This is a genomic window from Thermobacillus sp., from assembly GCF_003390775.1.
Taxonomy (GTDB): domain Bacteria; phylum Bacillota; class Bacilli; order Paenibacillales; family Paenibacillaceae; genus Thermobacillus; species Thermobacillus xylanilyticus.
Genome location: NZ_QEWA01000029.1, coordinates 23266 through 40343, shown reverse-complemented (window position 1 = coordinate 40343; position 17078 = coordinate 23266). Strand labels below are relative to the sequence as shown.

Genomic DNA, 17078 nt, shown 5'->3' with positions numbered 1-17078 from the left:
CTTCAGCCGCGGATCAGATTCAGAATGTCGTTGTACGTGACGGCCAGCATGAGCAGCATCAGCATCGCGAACCCGATGAAATGCACCATGCTCTCCCGATTCGGATCAATCGGCCGTCCGCGGACCGCCTCAAGTCCGAGGAAGATGAGGCGGCTGCCGTCGAGCGCCGGAATCGGCAGCAGGTTGAAAATACCGAGATAGAGGCTCAGGATCGCCGTCCAGCTCGTCAGCTGCTCGATGCCCCGCGCCGCAATCTGGCCAGTCACCTGCGCGGTCCGGACCGGTCCGCCGAGGTCGTCCAGATTGAATTTGCCGGTCACCAGCATTTTGAATCCTTCGAAAATGTTGATCGTCATGTTCTTCATCGCGGAGACGCCGAATTTCACCGTCTCAACCACCGTCGCGCGCCGCATCGGATAGCCGGTCAAAATGCCGACCTTGCCGGTGCCGCTCTCTTCGTCGTACGCGGGGGTTACCGTAATGGTCATCGGCTTGCCGTCGCGCACGATCTCCCAGGTCATCGGTTTGTCCACGGACGAGCCGATGAGCTGCAGCATTTTCTCCGAATCGGTGCCGATCGTCTCGCCGTTGATCTTGATGATTTCGTCACCGGCTTTCAGGCCAGCCTTGGCTGCGGGCGCTTCATCGCTGATCACTTCGCCCACGATGAGCCGGTCGGGGTTCTCCTTCGGGACGCCGACCATCTGCACATACGCCATGAACAGCACGAACGCCAGGATCATGTTCATCATCGGGCCGGCGAAAATCGCCATCGCCCGCTGTCCGACCGTCTTGCCGCCGAACTGCCGGTCAATCGGCGCGATCTGCGTCTCCTGCCCGCGCGCGATGACGAGCGCCTGCGGGTGAACCGCATAGGATTCCCGCACACCGTCCGCGTTCAGGACGATCTTCAGTTCGCGCTCGAGATCGATCGCGTCGATCTCGCCGCGCACGACATTCGTCCGCTGCTCAAGCCGGTCGAGATAGATCCGGTCGATGACGCCGTCCTTGAGGCTCACCGCGATCGTCTGGCCCGGCCGGGCTTCGATCACTTCCGGATCCTCGCCCGCCATGCGGACGAAACCGCCCGCAGGGATCAGCCGCAGCGTATAGCGGGTCTCTCCCCTTTTGAACGACAACAGTTTCGGCCCGAAGCCGATTGCGAACTCGCGCACGAGTATGCCCGCCCGCTTGGCGAAAAAAAAGTGTCCCCATTCGTGGATCGAGACGATCACGAAGAAGACGAGAACGGTCATCAGCACGACCTGAACCATTTCCATGCAAGGAGCCTCCGTTCGTTACGGCCTGTACATAGATTATCATTATTCCGCCGCACGAAACAAGAGAACTTGACGGTCGCTCGGCCTGTACGGATGTGGCTGAGCCTGCAAAGCCACATCCGTGCAGAATGCGGCCGGTAAGCGGCGGCAGATCGCTCGAGCGGCGCCGATCAGAGCAGCTTGCGGCACCCCGCTGGCGGAGCTACCGGAACACGGCTCAAGTAACGCTGTAACGCGGTATTCACGTTACAGCCGCTTCAGCGCAGCTCCGGGCAACGTTGTAACGTGGTATTCACATTACCGACGCTATCGCAGCGCCGTTACCGGACCCGGCGCCGGACCGCTATCCAAGATCAATCGCGGTTAACGGTACGCCGTTATCCGGTTCCGGCGCCGATCTGCGATCAGAGATCGATCGCAGTTATCGGAACGCCGTTACCTCTCGCCGCACCCGTGCATCCAATTCCGCAATCGCCTCGTATGTATCCACCGGTTCCGGCGGAAAACGGTCGAGCATCGCCGCGATCGTATCCTCGATCTCGAGAAACGCGATCTCGCCGCGCAGAAACCGTTCAACCGCCGCCTCATTCGCGGCGTTGAAGACAATCGGCGCCGAGCCGCCGGCACGTCCCGCTTCGTACGCCATCCGCAGGCACGGATAGCGCTCGAGATCCATCGGCCTGAAATGCAGCCGTCCGATTGCCGCCAGATCGAGGGCGGGCGCAGGCGAAGGCCGCCGCTCCGGCCAGGTGAGCGCATACTGGATCGGAATGCGCATATCCGGCACGCCCAGCTGGGCGATCACGCTGTTGTCCGTGAATTCGACCATGGAGTGGATGATGCTCTCCGGATGGAGCAGCACGTCAATCTGCTCATATGGCATGGAATAAAGCCAGTGGGCTTCGATGACTTCGAGTCCCTTGTTCGCCATCGTAGCCGAATCGACCGTTATTTTCGCTCCCATCGCCCAATTCGGATGGGCCAGCGCCTGTTCGACCGTCACATCCTTCAGTTCCGCGCGCGTCCGGTCGCGGAATGCGCCGCCGGATGCGGTGAGCGTAATCTTCTTTACATCCGCGCGCCGCTCACCGTTTAAACATTGGAAAATGGCGGAGTGTTCGCTGTCCACCGGCAGGATCGATACGCCTCGCGCTTCCGCAAGCTTCGTGACGAGATGCCCCGCCGCCACGAGCGTTTCCTTGTTGGCAAGGCCGACGGCCGCTCCCGCTTCGATGGCGGCGATCGTCGAACGGATGCCGCGGCTGCCGACAAGCGCCGTTACGACCAGTTCGGCACCTGCGCCTGCCGCCGCTTCGATCAGCCCTTCCTCGCCATGCAGCACCCGGATGCCGTCCGGCAGCATCGACGCCGCCCGTTCCGCCGCCTCCTTCGTCGCCAGGCTGACGACCGAGGGGCGGAATTCAAGCGCCTGCTGCACGAGCAGCTCGACGTTCCCGCCCGCCGCGAGCGCCGCCACGCGGTATCGCTCGGGGTCATGACGGATGACGTCGAGCGTCTGGGTGCCGATCGAACCGGTCGATCCGAGTATCGAGATCGTCTTCATCCTGTCCTCCAAATCCGATTGTCCGATGTGGGATCAACAAGCCATGCTATGCCAGGGGAATGAGACCGGTCAGGACGAGCAGCGGAAAGACGATCAGCCAGCTGTCGCAGCGGTCGAGCACGCCGCCGTGTCCGGGGAGAAGGCGGCCGGTATCTTTCACACCCCGCAGCCTTTTGTACGCGGACTGGATCAGATCGCCGAGCTGGCCGGCGACCGATGCAGCGAGGCCGATGGCAAGGGCTCGGCCGACGGACAGCCATTCCGGTGCGGCCAGCGCGAAGACGGCCGCGACAGCCAGCGCGGCCAGCACGCCGCCGGCGGCGCCTTCGACGGTCTTGTTCGGACTGATGGCAGGCCACAGCTTCGTCCGGCCGAGCCATCTGCCCGCGAAATACGCGCCGGTGTCCGACGCCCAGATGCAGCCGAACGCCAACGCCGTCCAGAACAAGCCGTTCGGTTCGGTATCCCGCACATCGATCATGGCGGCGAAGCCGAAGCCGATGTAGACGGCGCCCATCAGGAGCAGCGCCGCTCCGTCGAGCGTCGCCTTGTTCTTCGTCAACACGGTGATCGCGAGGAGCAGCGCCGCCAGCGGCCAGATAACATTCTGGTTCGGGAAGGCGGAAAGCCCGGCCTGCTCCCACGGGAAGACGATGACGACCAGACCGGCGTAAGCGCAAAGAACGAGCGGATGGCCGAGCTTCATGTCGTTCAGCCGTACGTATTCGTAAAAACCGATGAGTGCAAGCAGCAACAGCAGGACGTTATAGTACCATCCGCCGAGCACGGCTGCCGCGGCAAACAGCAGACCGGCCAAGAGACCGGTGGCGATCCGTTGTTTCATTCCCGCTTACGCCTCCATCCTACAATCCGCCGTAGCGGCGCGTGCGGCGCTGGTATTCGCCGACCGCTTCGTAGAAATGCGCTTCCGTAAACTCAGGCCAATAGATGTCGGTGAACCACAGTTCACTGTAGGCGAGCTGCCACATCATGAAGTTGCTGATCCTCAGCTCTCCGCTCGTCCGGATGAGCAGATCCGGTTCCGGCATGCCGCAGGTCTGCAGGCGCGATTCGAAATCGGACTCGGTGATCGCTTCGGGATCGAGCCGGCCTTCCGCCGCCTCGCGGGCAAGCGCGCGGACAGCTTCCAGCATCTCCTTGCGGCTGCCGTAGTTGAGGGCGAAATTGAGCACCAGGCCGGCGTTGCCGGCCGTCCGCCGGATCGCTTCATCGATCGCTTCGAGCGTATGGGCCGGCAGACCTTCGCGCTGGCCGATCATTCTGACCTGGACGTTGTTCTCGATCAGTTCATCCAGCTCGATCGCGAGGAATTCCTGCGGGAGTCGCATGAGGAAATCGACCTCCGCTTTCGGCCGCTTCCAATTCTCGGTGGAGAACGCGTACAGCGTCAGAAAACGTATGCCCAGCCGGTTCGCCGCGCGAACCGCACGCTTGACCGCTTTCATGCCGGAGCGGTGCCCCGCCGCGCGCGGCAATCCCCGCTCTTTGGCCCATCGCCCGTTCCCGTCCATAATGATCGCCACATGCTGCGGCAGATTGTCCGGACACAGCGCTTCCGGCCCCACCGAACGCGATCCAATCCGTCCGCGAATTCGCTCGAACATGCGCACCCTCCCCACAGGCTGTCTTCGGCCCGCCGCAAGGCCGCCCATAACTTCAGCAGCCCCGCCTGCCGGAGGGGCTGCTTAAGCCGCACTACACTTCCATGATTTCTTTCTCTTTGGCCGCGATGATGCGATCCACTTCCGCAATGAACCGGTCCGTCAGCTTCTGGATGTCTTCCTGGTGGCGGCGCGATTCGTCTTCCGACAGTTCGCCTTTCTCCAGTTTCTTGATGTCGTCATTCGCATCCCGGCGGACGTTGCGAATCGCCACTTTCGCCTCTTCGCCGAATTTCTTCGTCTGCTTCACCAGATCGGTCCGGCGTTCTTCCGTCAGCGGCGGCACGCTGAGCCGGATGATCGAGCCGTCGTTTGCCGGCGTCAGGCCGAGCTCGGACTTCATGATCGCCTTCTCGATCTCGCCCAGCACCGATTTGTCCCACGGCTGGATGACCAGCGTACGCGCATCGGGCGTATTGATCGTCGCCAGCTGGTTGACCGGAGTGGGAGCACCATAGTAGTCCACCAGAATGCGGTCAAGCATGGCAGGCGTAGCCCGTCCCGCGCGCAACGTCGCAAGATCCCGGCGCAGCGCGGCGATCGCCTTGTCCATTCGTTCTTCGGCATTCTTCTTGATCGTTTGCGGCATTATTTCACACTCCCTTTCACGATCGTTCCGATTTTCTCGCCCATGACAACCCGCTTGATGTTTCCTTTCTCCGTAATCGAGAAGACGATGAGCGGAATATTGTTATCCATGCAGAGCGACGATGCCGTCGAATCCATGACGCCCAGATTCTGGTTCAGCACATCCAGATACGTAAGCTCGTCGTACTTCCGGGCGTTCGCATCTTTGAACGGATCGGCCGAATAAACGCCGTCAACCTTGTTCTTGGCCATCAGGATGACTTCCGCCTCGATCTCCGCCGCACGCAGCGCGGCCGTCGTGTCGGTGGAGAAGAACGGGTTCCCCGTCCCGGCCGCGAAGATGACGACGCGTCCTTTCTCCAGGTGGCGGATCGCCCGGCGCCGAATGTAAGGCTCCGCGATCTGCTGCATCGCGATCGAAGTCTGCACGCGCGTCGGGACGCCGATTTGTTCGAGCGCATCCTGAAGGGCAAGCGAATTCATCACGGTTGCAAGCATGCCCATGTAGTCCGCGGTTGCGCGGTCAATTCCCTTCGCCGAACCCGCGATGCCGCGCCAGATGTTGCCTCCGCCGACGACGATCGCGACTTCCACGTTCATCTCGACGACTTCCTTGACCTGTTCCGCGATCGACGAGACCATGCCGGCATCGATGCCGTATCCTGTCTGTCCGGCGAGCGATTCTCCGCTTACCTTCAGCACGATCCGTTTAAATCTCGGTCGCTCCAATGGGATTACCTCCATCTTGCACCTCTGGCTGAGGCTGTCTGTGTTGGGAATAGAGCGACGGCGGAGCGGACCGTCCGCCCCGCCGTCGCTTGAAAAGAATTACTTCTTCACCTGAGCCATGACTTCTTCGACGAAATTGTCTTGTTTCTTCTCAAGACCTTCGCCGAGTTCGAAGCGGGCGAAGCGGCGGATCGAAATATTTTCGCCGATCGTGCTGATCTTCTCGTTCAGCAGTTCCTGCACCGTCTTGTCCGGATCTTTCACGAACGGCTGCTCCAGCAGGCAGTTCTCTTCGAAGTACTTGCTGATCCGGCCTTCAACGATCTTCTCGACGACTTTCTCCGGTTTCCCTTCATTGAGCGCCTGCGTGCGCAGGATTTCGCGTTCCTTGTCCAGTTCTTCCTGCGGCACTTCCTCGCGGCGCACATACTTCGGATTGGAAGCCGCGATGTGCATCGCGATGTCGCGTACGAATTCGCGGAATTGTTCCGTCTTGCCGACGAAGTCCGTCTCGCAGTTCACCTCGACGAGCACGCCGATCCGGCCGCCGCCGTGGATGTACGATTCGACAACGCCTTCCGTCGCGATCCGGCCAGCTTTCTTCGCCGCTGCGGCCAGACCTTTCTCGCGCAGAATTTCCGCGGCGCGGGTCATGTCGCCGTTCGCTTCTTCCAGCGCCTTCTTGCAATCCAGCATGCCTGCGCCCGTCTTTTCGCGCAGTTCTTTCACTTCTGCTGCAGATATCGCCATATGGTGAACCCTCCCGATTTTCGATGCTTCATGAAGCGCCGTGTCGGCGCCGAAATTTGGTTGCAAGCAAAACGGACGCGCCTGCCCGGGAGGACGGCGCAAGCCGTGTTGCGGTGGATAAGCCGATTACAAGCTTACGCTTATAAACGCTTATGTTCTTACAAAAAGGGCGGCGAGAGGTTTGCACCTTCCAACCGCCCTTGCTGCCGGGTCCATGGCCTCGACGTCAAGCGGACGTCTCTTCCCCTTGATTCGCTTCCACGATCGCATCCGCCATCTTCGAGGTCAGCAGTTTGACCGCGCGGATCGCGTCGTCGTTGCCCGGGATGACATAATCGATCTCATCCGGATCGCAGTTCGTGTCGACGATGCCGACAATCGGAATGCCGAGCTTGCGCGCTTCGGCTACCGCGATGCGCTCCTTGCGCGGATCGATGACGAACAACGCGCTCGGAAGGCTGCGCATGCCCTTGATCCCGCCGAGGAACTTCTCAAGCCGCTCCTTCTCCTTGCGGAGCAGGATGACTTCCTTCTTCGGCAACACTTCGAATGTGCCGTCCTCTTCCATCTTCTCAAGCTCGCGCAGACGGTCAATCCGCTTCTGGATCGTCTGGAAGTTCGTCAGCGTGCCGCCGAGCCAACGTTGGTTGACGTAGAAATGGCCGCAGCGTTCCGCTTCTTCCCGAACCGAATCCTGCGCCTGCTTCTTCGTGCCGACGAACAGAATCTTGCCGCCGCTTGCCGCGACTTCACGGACGAAGTTGTAGGCTTCCTCGACTTTCTTGACCGTCTTCTGCAGGTCGATGATGTAAATCCCGTTCCGTTCCGTGAAGATGTATTTCTCCATCTTCGGGTTCCACCGGCGCGTCTGGTGGCCGAAGTGAACCCCGGCTTCAAGAAGCTGCTTCATGGAGATAACCGCCATCTTCACAACACCTCCTCTGTGGTTGAATATCCTCCGCCAATCGCATCTTCCGCCAAAACTTCCCGCCGGGAAGCACCATTGACGGAATTGATCGACGTGTGTTCTGGACACCGTCAAATACTATACCATATCTTGTGCGGGGGTGCAAGGCAAAGGCCAGCGCAGCCGGCGTCAATCCGAAGGCCGGCTCGTGATGATCGTCCGCACCTCTTCCAGCGTCTCGTTGCCGGTAAACGTATAATAGCCGGCCCTGATCCTGGTGCTCATGCGGGCCATCAATTCCATCAGCGCATCCGCGTCGTCAATGACGCCCTTCGATTCCAATAGACCGGCCGTCTCCGTGAGCGTCATGCCCGGCTTGATGCGAATCTTAATGTTAGCGTTCACACCTTCGTCCGTATTCCCGGCCTCCGCTTCACCGGTCTGCTCTCCGACATTCGCGGACGGTTCGCCGCTTTCGGCCGAGGGCGATTCGCCGCTTTCGCCCGCGGATGAAGCACCGCTGTCGTTCGTTCCGTCGGCCGCCGGGGTGTCATCCGTTATTCCCGCATCCGCTTCTCCGGCGACGACCGCCGCCTGCTCGTATTCCCGCCGCACCCGCGCTTCCGCTTCCGCAATGCGCGCGTCGAGTTCGGACTGCGTGTAGAGCGCGTCTTCTCCGGTGAGCCTGCCGATATCCGCCAGCCGTTCGGACTGCTCCCTTCCGGCCAGCATGAGCTGCAGCAGCACAGCGCCTGCGATGAGTCCGATCCCGAGTCCGAGGAGCAAGGACCGCTTGTCAACCATGCCGTTCTTCCTCCTGCTTCGCGAGCTGCAGAATCAGCATCACTTCGCCTTTGTTCATGCCGGTCTGCCGGGCGATGGCGTCAACGGACTTGCCTTGATCATGCAGGGCGAACAGTTCGGCGTACCGGCTGCGGATCGTCGGTTCGTCCCGGTCTTGCTGCTCCTCGCCGCCGCCTTCCGGCTCCGTGGCCTGCGCGTCAGCCGCCGGCGCCGTCTCAGCCGGGGCGCCATGCCGGAGGCCTTCGATCCGTTCTTCCAGCCTGCGCTCGGTCAGGCTCACCCGTTCCTCCAGTTCGGCCGCGCGTCGTTCAAGCGCGGCGATCCGCTCGTCCCGGTTCGCGTTCTCTTCCCGGTTGCGCTTCTGCATGCCGGCGATCGATTCGGCAATCTCCCGGTTGTCCGCTTCCATCGTCTCCATGAATTGCTCAAGCGCCGTCTGCAACTGCACGGCGCTTGCTTCGTCGGGCCTGGAGCCGGCATTGCGGCGCGGCATCAGGAACGCGGCCGCCGCGATGACGGCCCCGAGCAGCACAATCAGCTGCCATGGATCCACATTCAATCCCCCGCAATCATCGTTCAGAACGAAATATCGATATGCTTTCCTTTGTACGGATGCGGAGCATCCTTCGGCGGGCGAGGTTCATCCGGCCTGCTCTTCCCCTGCTGCTGCCGCCGGCTGCCTCCCTGCTGCCTGGGCTGGCCGTCACGGATCGGACGGTTCTCGGTTTCTTCCGGCGCGGCGCTTGTCTGCCGCATCCGTTCCGTCTCTTTTTCACTTTGCGCTGCCAGCATCTGCTGTTCGGCCGCCGGCCTTGCAAGCTGATTGCCGTAATAGCCCGAAACCTCGGGTGTGCGCGGGATTGCGATTTGAAAGTCGATCGGTTTGAACGGCATCGCTATGCCCTCCATTCATCCGGATCGTCCTTGCCACAAGTGCAGCCGGCCTTGCATCAGTACAGCGGCAGCATGGTGATTTCGCCGTCTGCGAACTTGAAATAGACGCGCGAACAAGGCTCTTTCACGAAACGGGTGTACCGGCCGATGACAATCTTCGTGCCGCCGTAAATGGTGTTGATGACTTCAACGCGCGCGTTCTCCGTATCTTCCAGCAGTTTCTCGATTTCGAGAATCCGCTCTTTCACGATTTCGATCTCTTCCATCGTCTGACGCTTCGTCATCGCGAGCTTCGACCGCATGAGCAGTTTCTCGCCGGTGAGCTGTCCGGCGGCCGCCATCTGGTCAAGCAGGGCGAGCGCCTTGTTGGTCTTGTCGAGATTTTCGCTTTGCTGGCGCTGCTGCGTCCGCAGCTGATTCAGCTCGTACCGAAGTTCCGGCGCGACTCCGACTTCGATCGTCGTTGCCGTGGACAGCGTATTGCCGATCGTTCTGGCTCTCACTTTCTCGCCGGCCTGAATCGATCCGCCGACGATCAGCCCTTTGGCTCCATAGCAGATGACGCTGCGCGCCGCCCGGATGTTGGAGTGCATGATGCTCTGCGATACGATGATGTCTTCGCCGGCGAACACATTGCCGTCCTGGATGAAGGAACATCTCACATTTCTGCCGGCTTTGACGGCCCCCTTGTTACCGGCCATGATGCCGCCCGTAATCTCGACGGAACCTTCCGCTTCGATCTCGGCGCCTTCCACGCCGCCGTTGATGCGGATGTCGCCTCCCGCCTTGACGCGAAAACCGGTCAGTACGTTGCCGCGGATGACAACGGTGCCGACAAAATCGATGTTGCCCGTCTTGTAGTCCACGTCGCCGTTCACTTCGTAGACAGGAAAGACGTTGATCTTCTCCCGCTCCGTCTTGGCCACCATGCCGTCGATGGCGGCGTACATCGCGGTCTGTTCGGCATTGACCACGACGTTCTTCCCTACGCGAAAGCGGGCTTCCTTGCCGTTCTTCGCCGGGATCGCTTCGCCGTTCACCGCTTTGCCCGGAATTCCCGGTTCCGCCGGCACGCGTTCGGCAATGAGCTGGCCTTTCTTCACGTTCCGGATCTTCGTCAGTTCCTTGAAATCGACGGTGCCGTCCTCGAGTTCGGCGGGCTTGCGCTCATCCTCGTCCAGATCGATGACGAGCCGGATCATGCCGTCCTTGCCGTCAATCGGCGGATGCCCGGCAGCAACGACGGTCTGGCTGTAAAAATAGGCTTTCGGATTGCATGCGATGCTCTCGAGAACATCGCGCCGAATGCCTAATACAATGCCGCGGCTGCGCAGATATTCATCCAATTGTTCAGCTGTGCACCTGAAGTTGTCCACCGCCTTGTGAAAGTAAAGGACGGCGGACAGGTTGTCCGGCGAGATCGTCACGCCGATCGCCGATTCCAGGTCGGACGGCTCCATAATGATCACTCCCATCTGAAGATCAGTTCTCGAGCAGCTGCTTCTTCTGCTTGTCGAGCGCCCCCCGCAGACGCAAAATGGCTTTCGAATGCAGCTGGGATATGCGTGAAGGCGAAAGCGACATCACTTCGGCGATTTCGCTCAGCGAAAGCTCTTCATAATAAAACAGCGAGATGACGATGCGCTCCTTCTCCGTCAACCGTTCGATGCCTTTGATGAGCGTCTCCTTCAGGAAATGTTCTTGCACTTTGTAGTCCGGATTTTTCGCCTTCTCATCCACCAGCATGGACAGCCGCGTCTCCGACTCTTCTTCGCGGATCGGATCTTCGAGCGAACAGACCGTCGTCACCGCAATCTCCTGCAGCATCTGCTGAAACTCCCGTTCCGACACGTTCAGGTAGGCGCTCACTTCCGCGTCGGTGACGGAACGAAGAAGCTGCTGCTCCAGATGCGCGTACGCCTCTTCGATTTTCTTGGCTTTCTCGCGGACGGACCGGGGCACCCAGTCTCCCTGGCGGAGGCCGTCAATCATGGCGCCCCGAATCCGCCAGGAAGCATAGGTCTCGAATTGCAGCCCCCGCCGGTGATCGAATTTCTCGATGGCATCGATCAGCCCCATGACGCCGTTGCTGGTGAGATCGTCCTTGGATACATTCTTCGGCAGGCCGATCGCCATCCGGTTCGACACATATTCCACGAGCGGCAAATAGTATTCGATCAACTGCTTCTTCGCTTCGATATCGCGGTGCTCTTTCCACTGCTGCCACAGTTCGACGTTGGACAGACGGGACGTCTTCGGTTGAATCATCGTCCTCTCACCCCTTCCTGCTTTCCTCAAGTAAAACGGCTCGCGCCATCCACCTCCGGCGGCTCGCGCCGTCCTGATCAAGCGAGCGCATCCGATTTGCGTCGGGAGATAAGCCGATTGATAAGCGGGCAGCTTGTCCGGATGATCGCGTTTTGCTTAAGGAAAGCGTTCCTGGCATCCGCATGCGGTCAATGATCGCCTTCATGCGCCAGATGGCGCACGGCTTGCGCCAGCTCTTCCGGGTCTTTGCCTTCAATGGAGAAAACGCGTTTCGGCTCGAGCGGACGGAATTCCGCGGCCGCCGCGTTGCCTGACTGGCCGGATTCCCGCTGTGCCTTGAGCATCTCGCTTAGTTCGGACTCGTCGTCCGGCGTCTTGAGATCGACGTGCGCGCCGACTTCCTGCGGATCCGCCGTCGGGCCGAATCCCCGCTCGGCATCAGCCGAAGCGACGATCAGCTGCAAAGCACCGCGCAACAGGTAACCGGCAGCGAAAAATGCGGCGAATGCGTACAGTGCGCGCAGACACGAGACGGCAAAACCGTTGTTGCCCAGCGAGAAGAAAAACGTGAGCAGCATGCCCGCCAATCCCAACACGAGATTCCAGCGAATGGATCCCAGCATCTCAAAGCTCCTTTGTTCCGTACTGTATGCTCCGTATGGTCAAAACCCCGGTCGTGCTGTCCAGTTCGATCGTCCGGCCGTAATTGGCGCCGGTGTCTTCGGCAACCAGCGGAATGTCCAGCGATTCAAGCATCATCTTGCATGTTTCGACATTTCGCGGCCCGATGCGCATCGTATCCTGTCCGGCGAAAGCGAACATCTGGGCGCCGCCGGCCAGTTTGGCGACCAGCCTCCTGCGTGAAGCGCCGGCCGCGATCATCGCTTGCAGCATGTCCGGCAGCGCGGTGTCTGCATATTTCGCGCGGTTGAACTGCTCTTCGCGCGCGATTTCTGAGGATGGCAGCATGATATGGGCCATGCCGGCGATCTTTGCGGCACCGTCGTAAAGGGTAAGACCGACGCAGGAACCGAGCCCGGTCGTCTTGAGCACATCGCCCGACGAGGCAATTTTCCAGTCGGCCATGCCGACCTTGATCAGTTCTGTCATGAGCCCGGCACTCCCAGCGCGCGGAAGATCTTCTCGAACGACTCCGGATCCGGGATCAGGAAGAACTGACCTTCCACGGTGTCGCGGTCCTCGAGGAACTTCGTCTCGATCAGCAGGGCGGCGTCGCCCATCTGACCGAATTGCAGCAATCCGTAGCTCAGGATGGCTCCCGCCATATCGATGGCCAGCGAAGGCACGGTGGGCGTCATGGCCAATTTGGTGAAATCCGCCAGCGACGACAGGTAGGATCCTGCCAGAATATTGCCGATTTCATTGAGCGCGGACAATTCCATATCCGAATAGGCGCCTTCTTCCGTGTCGATGGACAGCAGATTCCGGAGAAGCCGTTTTGCCGAGTCTTCCCGGATGATGAAGAACATGTTGCCCGGCGCGTCGCCTTCGACGCGGAGAAAAACGGCGATGACGACCTGTTCGGCGCCGCCGACGCGGTCCGCGATTTCTTCGAACGGCACCAGACTGACCGTCGGCACGGACATGTCGACCGGATGGTTCAGGATGCGGGACAATGCGGTCGCCGCATGCCCCGCCCCGATGTTGCCGACTTCCTTGAGCACATCAAGCTTGAACTCGTCCTTGAACTCGTTCCAGAGACTCACGCTTCAGCCCTCGAACTGTTCAAGCTGGATGATTTCATCCTTGTTCAAAACTTCAACCAGGTTCAGCATGATGAGCAGGCGGTTGTCGTCCATTTTGGCGACGCCGCGCAAATATTTCGCCTTGATGCCGCCGACGACTTCCGGAGGCGAATCGATGCGGTCGCTGTCGATGTCGATGACGTCGTTCGCGGCATCGACGATGAACCCGACCTCGAGGTCACCCACCTGCACGATGATGATCCGCGACGTCTCCGTCGGCTCGGTCTCCGGCAGACCGAAGCGGCCGCGCAGATCGATCACCGGAATGACGACGCCGCGCAGGTTGATGACCCCCTTGACGAATGCCGGCGTCTTCGGTACGCGCGTAATGGGCATCATCCGCTCGATCGTCCGTACCTTGTCCACCTCGATGCCGTACTGCTCGTCCGCCAGCGCGAAAACGATGACTTTCAGTTCTTCACCCATGGGAAGACCTCCTTGATATGGTATCAGGCAGAATCGGCGGTGTATTTTACTTGATCAGCGCGTTGGGATCGATGATCAGCGCCACCTGACCGTCGCCCAGAATTGTCGCTCCGGAAATGACGCTGTATCCGGACAGATATTTGCCAAGCGGTTTCAGCACGATATCGCTCTGGCCGATGAAATCGTCGACGAGAACGGCGGCCCATTTGTCGCCCTTCCGGATGATGACCGCTTCGCACTCCTCTTCCCGGCTGTCGTCGTAGTCCGGCGAATCGATCAGTTCCGCCAGCGAGACGACCGGGATGATCGCCCCGCGGAACTCGGTCATCGCGCTGCCGTGAATGTTGTGAATCTGGCTGCGTTTCACGATCGTCGTCTCCATGATGGAAGAAAGCGGAATCGCATACTTCTCGGAGCCGAGCTTCAGCAGCATGGCCGAAATGATCGACAGCGTCAGCGGCAGCTGGATCGAGAAGACCGTTCCTTTGCCGAGTTCCGAAGTGACGGTCACCGAACCGCCGAGGGCATTGATCTTCGACTTGACGACGTCAAGTCCGACGCCGCGGCCGGAAATGTCGGACACTTGCTCGGCCGTGCTGAAGCCCGGCGCGAAGATCAGCATGTACACTTCCTCGTCGCTCATCGTCTTGCCTTGCTCTTCGGTGATGATGCCCCGTTTCACCGCCGTTGCCAGCACCTTGTCCCGGCGGATGCCGCCGCCGTCGTCTTCGATTTCAATGAAGACGTTGTTGCCGCTGTGGAAGGCGCGCAGGTGCACGGTGCCCGTCTCCGGCTTGCCGGCTTCGAGTCGTTTCTCGACCGGTTCAATGCCGTGGTCGACCGAGTTGCGGAGCAGATGGACGAGCGGGTCGCCGATCTCGTCGATGACCGTCCGGTCCAGTTCGGTCTCCGCGCCGGTGATGATCAGGTCGACTTTCTTGTCCAGCGACTTCGCAAGGTCCCGGACCATCCGGGGGAACCGGTTGAAGACGGTCTCGACGGGAACCATCCGGAGCTTCATCACGATATTCTGCAGATCGGCGCTGATCCGGCTCATGTGTTCGACCGTTTCGGTCAGTTCGTTGCTCCGGATTTCGCTGGCCAGCTGTTCAAGCCGCACGCGGTCGATCAGCAGTTCGCTGAACAGGTTCATCAGCACGTCCAGCCGCTCGATATCGACGCGGATCGTCTTCGCCACGGCGCCTCCGGCCGCCGGCGGACGCTTCTCGGCCGAACCAGCGACTGCGCCGGCCTGCGGCTTGTCCGCCTTCCACTCCGGTTCGGACGGCCGCGAGGGGCGGGACAGCGCGGCCAGGGCATCGGCGTCCAGCTCCGTCACTTCGACCGATTCAATCTCCGAGATGCCGCCGATCTGCTGCTTCAACTCGTCGCTTGTCCATTGCGAGATCAGGAAGACGGTGATGGAGCGGTCGAACTTCTCCTGCTCGATGTCCTGAACCGACGGCCGGGATTTCACCACTTCGCCGGCCTGCTCCAGCACATTGAACACCATGTAGGCCCGGGCGGACTTGAGCACGCAGTCTTCCCGGATCGTTACGACCGTCTTTAATACACGGTGTCCGGAACCGATCGACTGCTGCAGGACGGAGAACTGATACTGATCCAGTTCAACCTCTCCCGCCTGCTGCGCCGGCGCCTGCGCCGATGCGGCCGCCGAAGCGGCGGCGACTTCGGAATCGGCCGTCATCTCGCCGCTCACGATCTTCTTGAGCACGCCGACAAGCTCCGAGACATCGGCGCTGCCCGTTCCGCCGCCTACGATGTCCTGCACCATCGACTCGAGCGCGTCCAATCCCTTGAAGAGCGTGTCGAAGATGAAACTGTTCATGCGCAGCTTCCCGTTGCGCACCAGGTCGAGCACGTTCTCCATTTCGTGCGTCAGATGGGCCAGGTCTTCGAATCCCATCGTCGCGGACATCCCTTTGAGCGTATGCGCGGAGCGGAAGATGTCCTGCACGATCGACAGATCATCCGGCGAACTTTCCAGTCTGAGCAAGTTCTCGTTCAAAGATTGCAGGTGGTCGTTCGATTCGTCGATAAACATCGACAGGTACGCGTTCATATCCATGGCCTTGCACCTCCTGGTTGAACTCGGTTCACAGCGGAAATCGGGTTAACGCTATCGCCTGACGGCCTCGGTCAGCCGAGCCGGTATGTCGTGCAGCGGCAGCACGATCGAGGCGGCGCCTTCTTCGATTGCGGAGCGCGGCATGCCGAATACGACGCATGTCTCCTCCGCTTCGGCTATTGTCGTGACGGCGCCGTGATCCGCAAGTGCCCGCATGCCTTTGGCTCCGTCGCTGCCCATGCCCGTCAAGATGACGGCGTGACGGGCTAGTTCGGTGAAAGGTACAAGCGATTCGAACAACACATCAACCGACGGGCGGTGACCGTTCCGCTGCGGCCCGTCCGTCAGTCGAATGACATACTGACGGCCGCTTGCCGCGAGCTCCATATGGCGCCCGCCGGGCGCGATATATGCGAAGCCCGGCCGAACCGGTTCGCCGTCTTCCGCTTCCTTGACCGTCAGGGCGGAATGGCTGTTCAGCCGCTGCGCAAGCGAGTAGGTGAACTTCGGCGGCATATGCTGCACGATCAGAAGCGGTGCGGGCAGGTCGCCCGGCAGCTCGCTGAGCAGACGATGCAGCGCCCTTGGGCCGCCGGTCGACGTTCCGATCGCGATGATATGCCGGAACGCGCCCGCCGTTTCCGCGGCAACCGGCTTCGCAGGCGCAGGAGGCGCAGGCCGGACGGCTTCCGGCCGGATTCCGGAATCCGGAATCCGCGGAGATTCCGATGCGGGCGACGGAGACGGTGCCGCGCTCTCCCGCTTCGCCGGCGGCTGCTCCGGCCGCTTCGGCTGCTTCAGCTCCTTTGGCTGCTTCGGCTCCTTTGGCTGCTTCGGCACGGGTGCCGCCCGGGCAGCGCCTTTCGTCTTCGCGGCCGGACGGCTGGCCTCCGGACGTTCTTTCGCTTCGGGAGCCGCCTGCCGGCGGATCGCTGCCGCCGCTTTCAGCCGAAGCATGAGCTCTTCAGCCGTCTTGCGAATATCCGCGCCCGGTCCGGAAGGTTTGCGGATAAAATCGAACGCGCCGAGTGCGAGCGCCGCGATCGTCTCCCGGGTATGCTCCTCGCTGATGCCGGACAGCATGATGACGGGCGTGCTTGCTTCGGCCATAATGTGCTTCAGCGCTTCGATCCCGTTCATCTCCGGCATTTCCAGGTCGATCGTAATGGCGTCCGGCTTCAGATCTCGATGAAGCTCCACCGCCTCCCTGCCGTTCTTCCCGACGGCGATGACGGTGAACGCCGGATCGGATTCAATGATGTCCGAGAACAGTTTCCTCATGAAGGCCGAGTCGTCTACGACGATGATCCGGTAACGCTTCATCGATGTTC

Annotated in this window: 19 protein-coding genes; all 19 read right to left on the bottom strand. The window is 60.7% G+C overall.

Annotated elements, in window-relative coordinates; all coding sequences use genetic code 11:
• Window positions 1–2: 2 nt before the first annotated feature.
• The 19 genes from rseP to C6W55_RS04350 all read right to left on the bottom strand — a co-directional run bounded on the left by rseP (window position 3) and on the right by C6W55_RS04350 (window position 17070).
• On the bottom strand, window positions 3–1280 hold the full coding sequence (gene rseP, locus C6W55_RS04440; RefSeq protein WP_015254931.1) for an RIP metalloprotease RseP: 1278 nt from the start codon (window positions 1278–1280) through the stop codon (window positions 3–5).
• A gap of 421 nt (window positions 1281–1701) precedes the next feature.
• The gene (locus tag C6W55_RS04435) at window positions 1702–2844 is read right to left on the bottom strand and encodes a 1-deoxy-D-xylulose-5-phosphate reductoisomerase (RefSeq protein ID WP_286891680.1); all 1143 of its coding nucleotides are present in this window, start codon (window positions 2842–2844) and stop codon (window positions 1702–1704) included.
• A gap of 46 nt (window positions 2845–2890) precedes the next feature.
• The gene (locus C6W55_RS04430) at window positions 2891–3688 is read right to left on the bottom strand and encodes a phosphatidate cytidylyltransferase (protein WP_015254933.1); all 798 of its coding nucleotides are present in this window, start codon (window positions 3686–3688) and stop codon (window positions 2891–2893) included.
• A 19-nt stretch (window positions 3689–3707) separates the two neighbouring features.
• Window positions 3708–4469 (bottom strand): undecaprenyl pyrophosphate synthase, encoded by a 762-nt coding sequence (locus C6W55_RS04425; RefSeq protein WP_015254934.1) that lies wholly within the window; start codon window positions 4467–4469, stop codon window positions 3708–3710.
• 91 nt (window positions 4470–4560) lie between these two features.
• Window positions 4561–5115, bottom strand: a complete 555-nt coding sequence (gene frr / locus C6W55_RS04420) for a ribosome recycling factor (protein WP_015254935.1) — start codon at window positions 5113–5115, stop codon at window positions 4561–4563.
• A complete protein-coding gene (gene pyrH / locus C6W55_RS04415; RefSeq protein WP_015254936.1) occupies window positions 5115–5843 on the bottom strand; it encodes a UMP kinase in 729 nt (242 codons plus the stop codon). Before pyrH ends, frr begins: the two co-directional genes overlap by 1 nt.
• 99 nt (window positions 5844–5942) lie before the next feature.
• Window positions 5943–6593 carry a translation elongation factor Ts gene (tsf, locus tag C6W55_RS04410; RefSeq protein ID WP_015254937.1) on the bottom strand — a complete coding sequence of 217 codons (651 nt, stop codon included), beginning with the start codon at window positions 6591–6593 and terminating at the stop codon, window positions 5943–5945.
• Window positions 6594–6819: 226 nt separating this feature from the next.
• Window positions 6820–7518 carry a 30S ribosomal protein S2 gene (rpsB, locus tag C6W55_RS04405; RefSeq protein WP_015254938.1) on the bottom strand — a complete coding sequence of 233 codons (699 nt, stop codon included), beginning with the start codon at window positions 7516–7518 and terminating at the stop codon, window positions 6820–6822.
• A 171-nt stretch (window positions 7519–7689) separates the two neighbouring features.
• On the bottom strand, window positions 7690–8304 hold the full coding sequence (locus C6W55_RS04400; RefSeq protein WP_015254939.1) for a periplasmic solute-binding protein: 615 nt from the start codon (window positions 8302–8304) through the stop codon (window positions 7690–7692).
• Window positions 8297–8857, bottom strand: coding sequence for a hypothetical protein (locus tag C6W55_RS04395; RefSeq protein WP_286891677.1), 561 nt, complete (start codon window positions 8855–8857; stop codon window positions 8297–8299). The genes C6W55_RS04400 and C6W55_RS04395 overlap by 8 nt, the downstream gene beginning before the upstream one ends.
• A gap of 23 nt (window positions 8858–8880) precedes the next feature.
• Entirely contained in the window at window positions 8881–9198 is a 318-nt protein-coding gene (locus tag C6W55_RS04390) for a hypothetical protein (protein WP_015254941.1), read from the bottom strand.
• Between the two features lie 56 nt (window positions 9199–9254).
• Complete coding sequence (locus C6W55_RS04385) at window positions 9255–10658, bottom strand: flagellar assembly protein A (RefSeq protein WP_015254942.1); 1404 nt, start codon at window positions 10656–10658, stop codon at window positions 9255–9257.
• 22 nt (window positions 10659–10680) lie between these two features.
• Window positions 10681–11466: a FliA/WhiG family RNA polymerase sigma factor gene (locus tag C6W55_RS04380; protein ID WP_015254943.1), complete on the bottom strand. Its 786-nt coding sequence runs from the start codon at window positions 11464–11466 to the stop codon at window positions 10681–10683.
• 188 nt (window positions 11467–11654) lie between these two features.
• On the bottom strand, window positions 11655–12089 hold the full coding sequence (locus C6W55_RS04375; protein WP_015254944.1) for a hypothetical protein: 435 nt from the start codon (window positions 12087–12089) through the stop codon (window positions 11655–11657).
• A gap of 1 nt (window position 12090) precedes the next feature.
• A complete protein-coding gene (locus C6W55_RS04370; RefSeq protein WP_015254945.1) occupies window positions 12091–12576 on the bottom strand; it encodes a chemotaxis protein CheD in 486 nt (161 codons plus the stop codon).
• Window positions 12573–13193: a chemotaxis protein CheC gene (locus C6W55_RS04365; RefSeq protein WP_015254946.1), complete on the bottom strand. Its 621-nt coding sequence runs from the start codon at window positions 13191–13193 to the stop codon at window positions 12573–12575. Before C6W55_RS04365 ends, C6W55_RS04370 begins: the two co-directional genes overlap by 4 nt.
• 3 nt (window positions 13194–13196) lie before the next feature.
• Window positions 13197–13658 carry a chemotaxis protein CheW gene (locus C6W55_RS04360; protein ID WP_015254947.1) on the bottom strand — a complete coding sequence of 154 codons (462 nt, stop codon included), beginning with the start codon at window positions 13656–13658 and terminating at the stop codon, window positions 13197–13199.
• Window positions 13659–13704: 46 nt separating this feature from the next.
• Window positions 13705–15747, bottom strand: a complete 2043-nt coding sequence (locus C6W55_RS04355; protein WP_015254948.1) for a chemotaxis protein CheA — start codon at window positions 15745–15747, stop codon at window positions 13705–13707.
• Between the two features lie 51 nt (window positions 15748–15798).
• Complete coding sequence (locus tag C6W55_RS04350; RefSeq protein WP_015254949.1) at window positions 15799–17070, bottom strand: protein-glutamate methylesterase/protein-glutamine glutaminase; 1272 nt, start codon at window positions 17068–17070, stop codon at window positions 15799–15801.
• Between the last annotated feature and the right edge of the window lie 8 nt (window positions 17071–17078).

Bases quoted from the DNA above. Each gene is read 5' to 3' on its own strand.
- rseP (WP_015254931.1), bottom strand. From the start codon at position 1,280: ATGGAAATGGTTCAGGTCGTGCTGATGACCGTTCTCGTCTTCTTCGTG.
- C6W55_RS04435 (WP_286891680.1), bottom strand. From the start codon at position 2,844: ATGAAGACGATCTCGATACTCGGATCGACCGGTTCGATCGGCACCCAG.
- C6W55_RS04430 (WP_015254933.1), bottom strand. From the start codon at position 3,688: ATGAAACAACGGATCGCCACCGGTCTCTTGGCCGGTCTGCTGTTTGCC.
- C6W55_RS04425 (WP_015254934.1), bottom strand. From the start codon at position 4,469: ATGTTCGAGCGAATTCGCGGACGGATTGGATCGCGTTCGGTGGGGCCG.
- frr (WP_015254935.1), bottom strand. From the start codon at position 5,115: ATGCCGCAAACGATCAAGAAGAATGCCGAAGAACGAATGGACAAGGCG.
- tsf (WP_015254937.1), bottom strand. From the start codon at position 6,593: ATGGCGATATCTGCAGCAGAAGTGAAAGAACTGCGCGAAAAGACGGGC.
- rpsB (WP_015254938.1), bottom strand. From the start codon at position 7,518: ATGGCGGTTATCTCCATGAAGCAGCTTCTTGAAGCCGGGGTTCACTTC.
- C6W55_RS04400 (WP_015254939.1), bottom strand. From the start codon at position 8,304: ATGGTTGACAAGCGGTCCTTGCTCCTCGGACTCGGGATCGGACTCATC.
- C6W55_RS04390 (WP_015254941.1), bottom strand. From the start codon at position 9,198: ATGCCGTTCAAACCGATCGACTTTCAAATCGCAATCCCGCGCACACCC.
- C6W55_RS04385 (WP_015254942.1), bottom strand. From the start codon at position 10,658: ATGGAGCCGTCCGACCTGGAATCGGCGATCGGCGTGACGATCTCGCCG.
- C6W55_RS04380 (WP_015254943.1), bottom strand. From the start codon at position 11,466: ATGATTCAACCGAAGACGTCCCGTCTGTCCAACGTCGAACTGTGGCAG.
- C6W55_RS04375 (WP_015254944.1), bottom strand. From the start codon at position 12,089: ATGCTGGGATCCATTCGCTGGAATCTCGTGTTGGGATTGGCGGGCATG.
- C6W55_RS04370 (WP_015254945.1), bottom strand. From the start codon at position 12,576: ATGACAGAACTGATCAAGGTCGGCATGGCCGACTGGAAAATTGCCTCG.
- C6W55_RS04360 (WP_015254947.1), bottom strand. From the start codon at position 13,658: ATGGGTGAAGAACTGAAAGTCATCGTTTTCGCGCTGGCGGACGAGCAG.
- C6W55_RS04355 (WP_015254948.1), bottom strand. From the start codon at position 15,747: ATGGATATGAACGCGTACCTGTCGATGTTTATCGACGAATCGAACGAC.
- C6W55_RS04350 (WP_015254949.1), bottom strand. From the start codon at position 17,070: ATGAAGCGTTACCGGATCATCGTCGTAGACGACTCGGCCTTCATGAGG.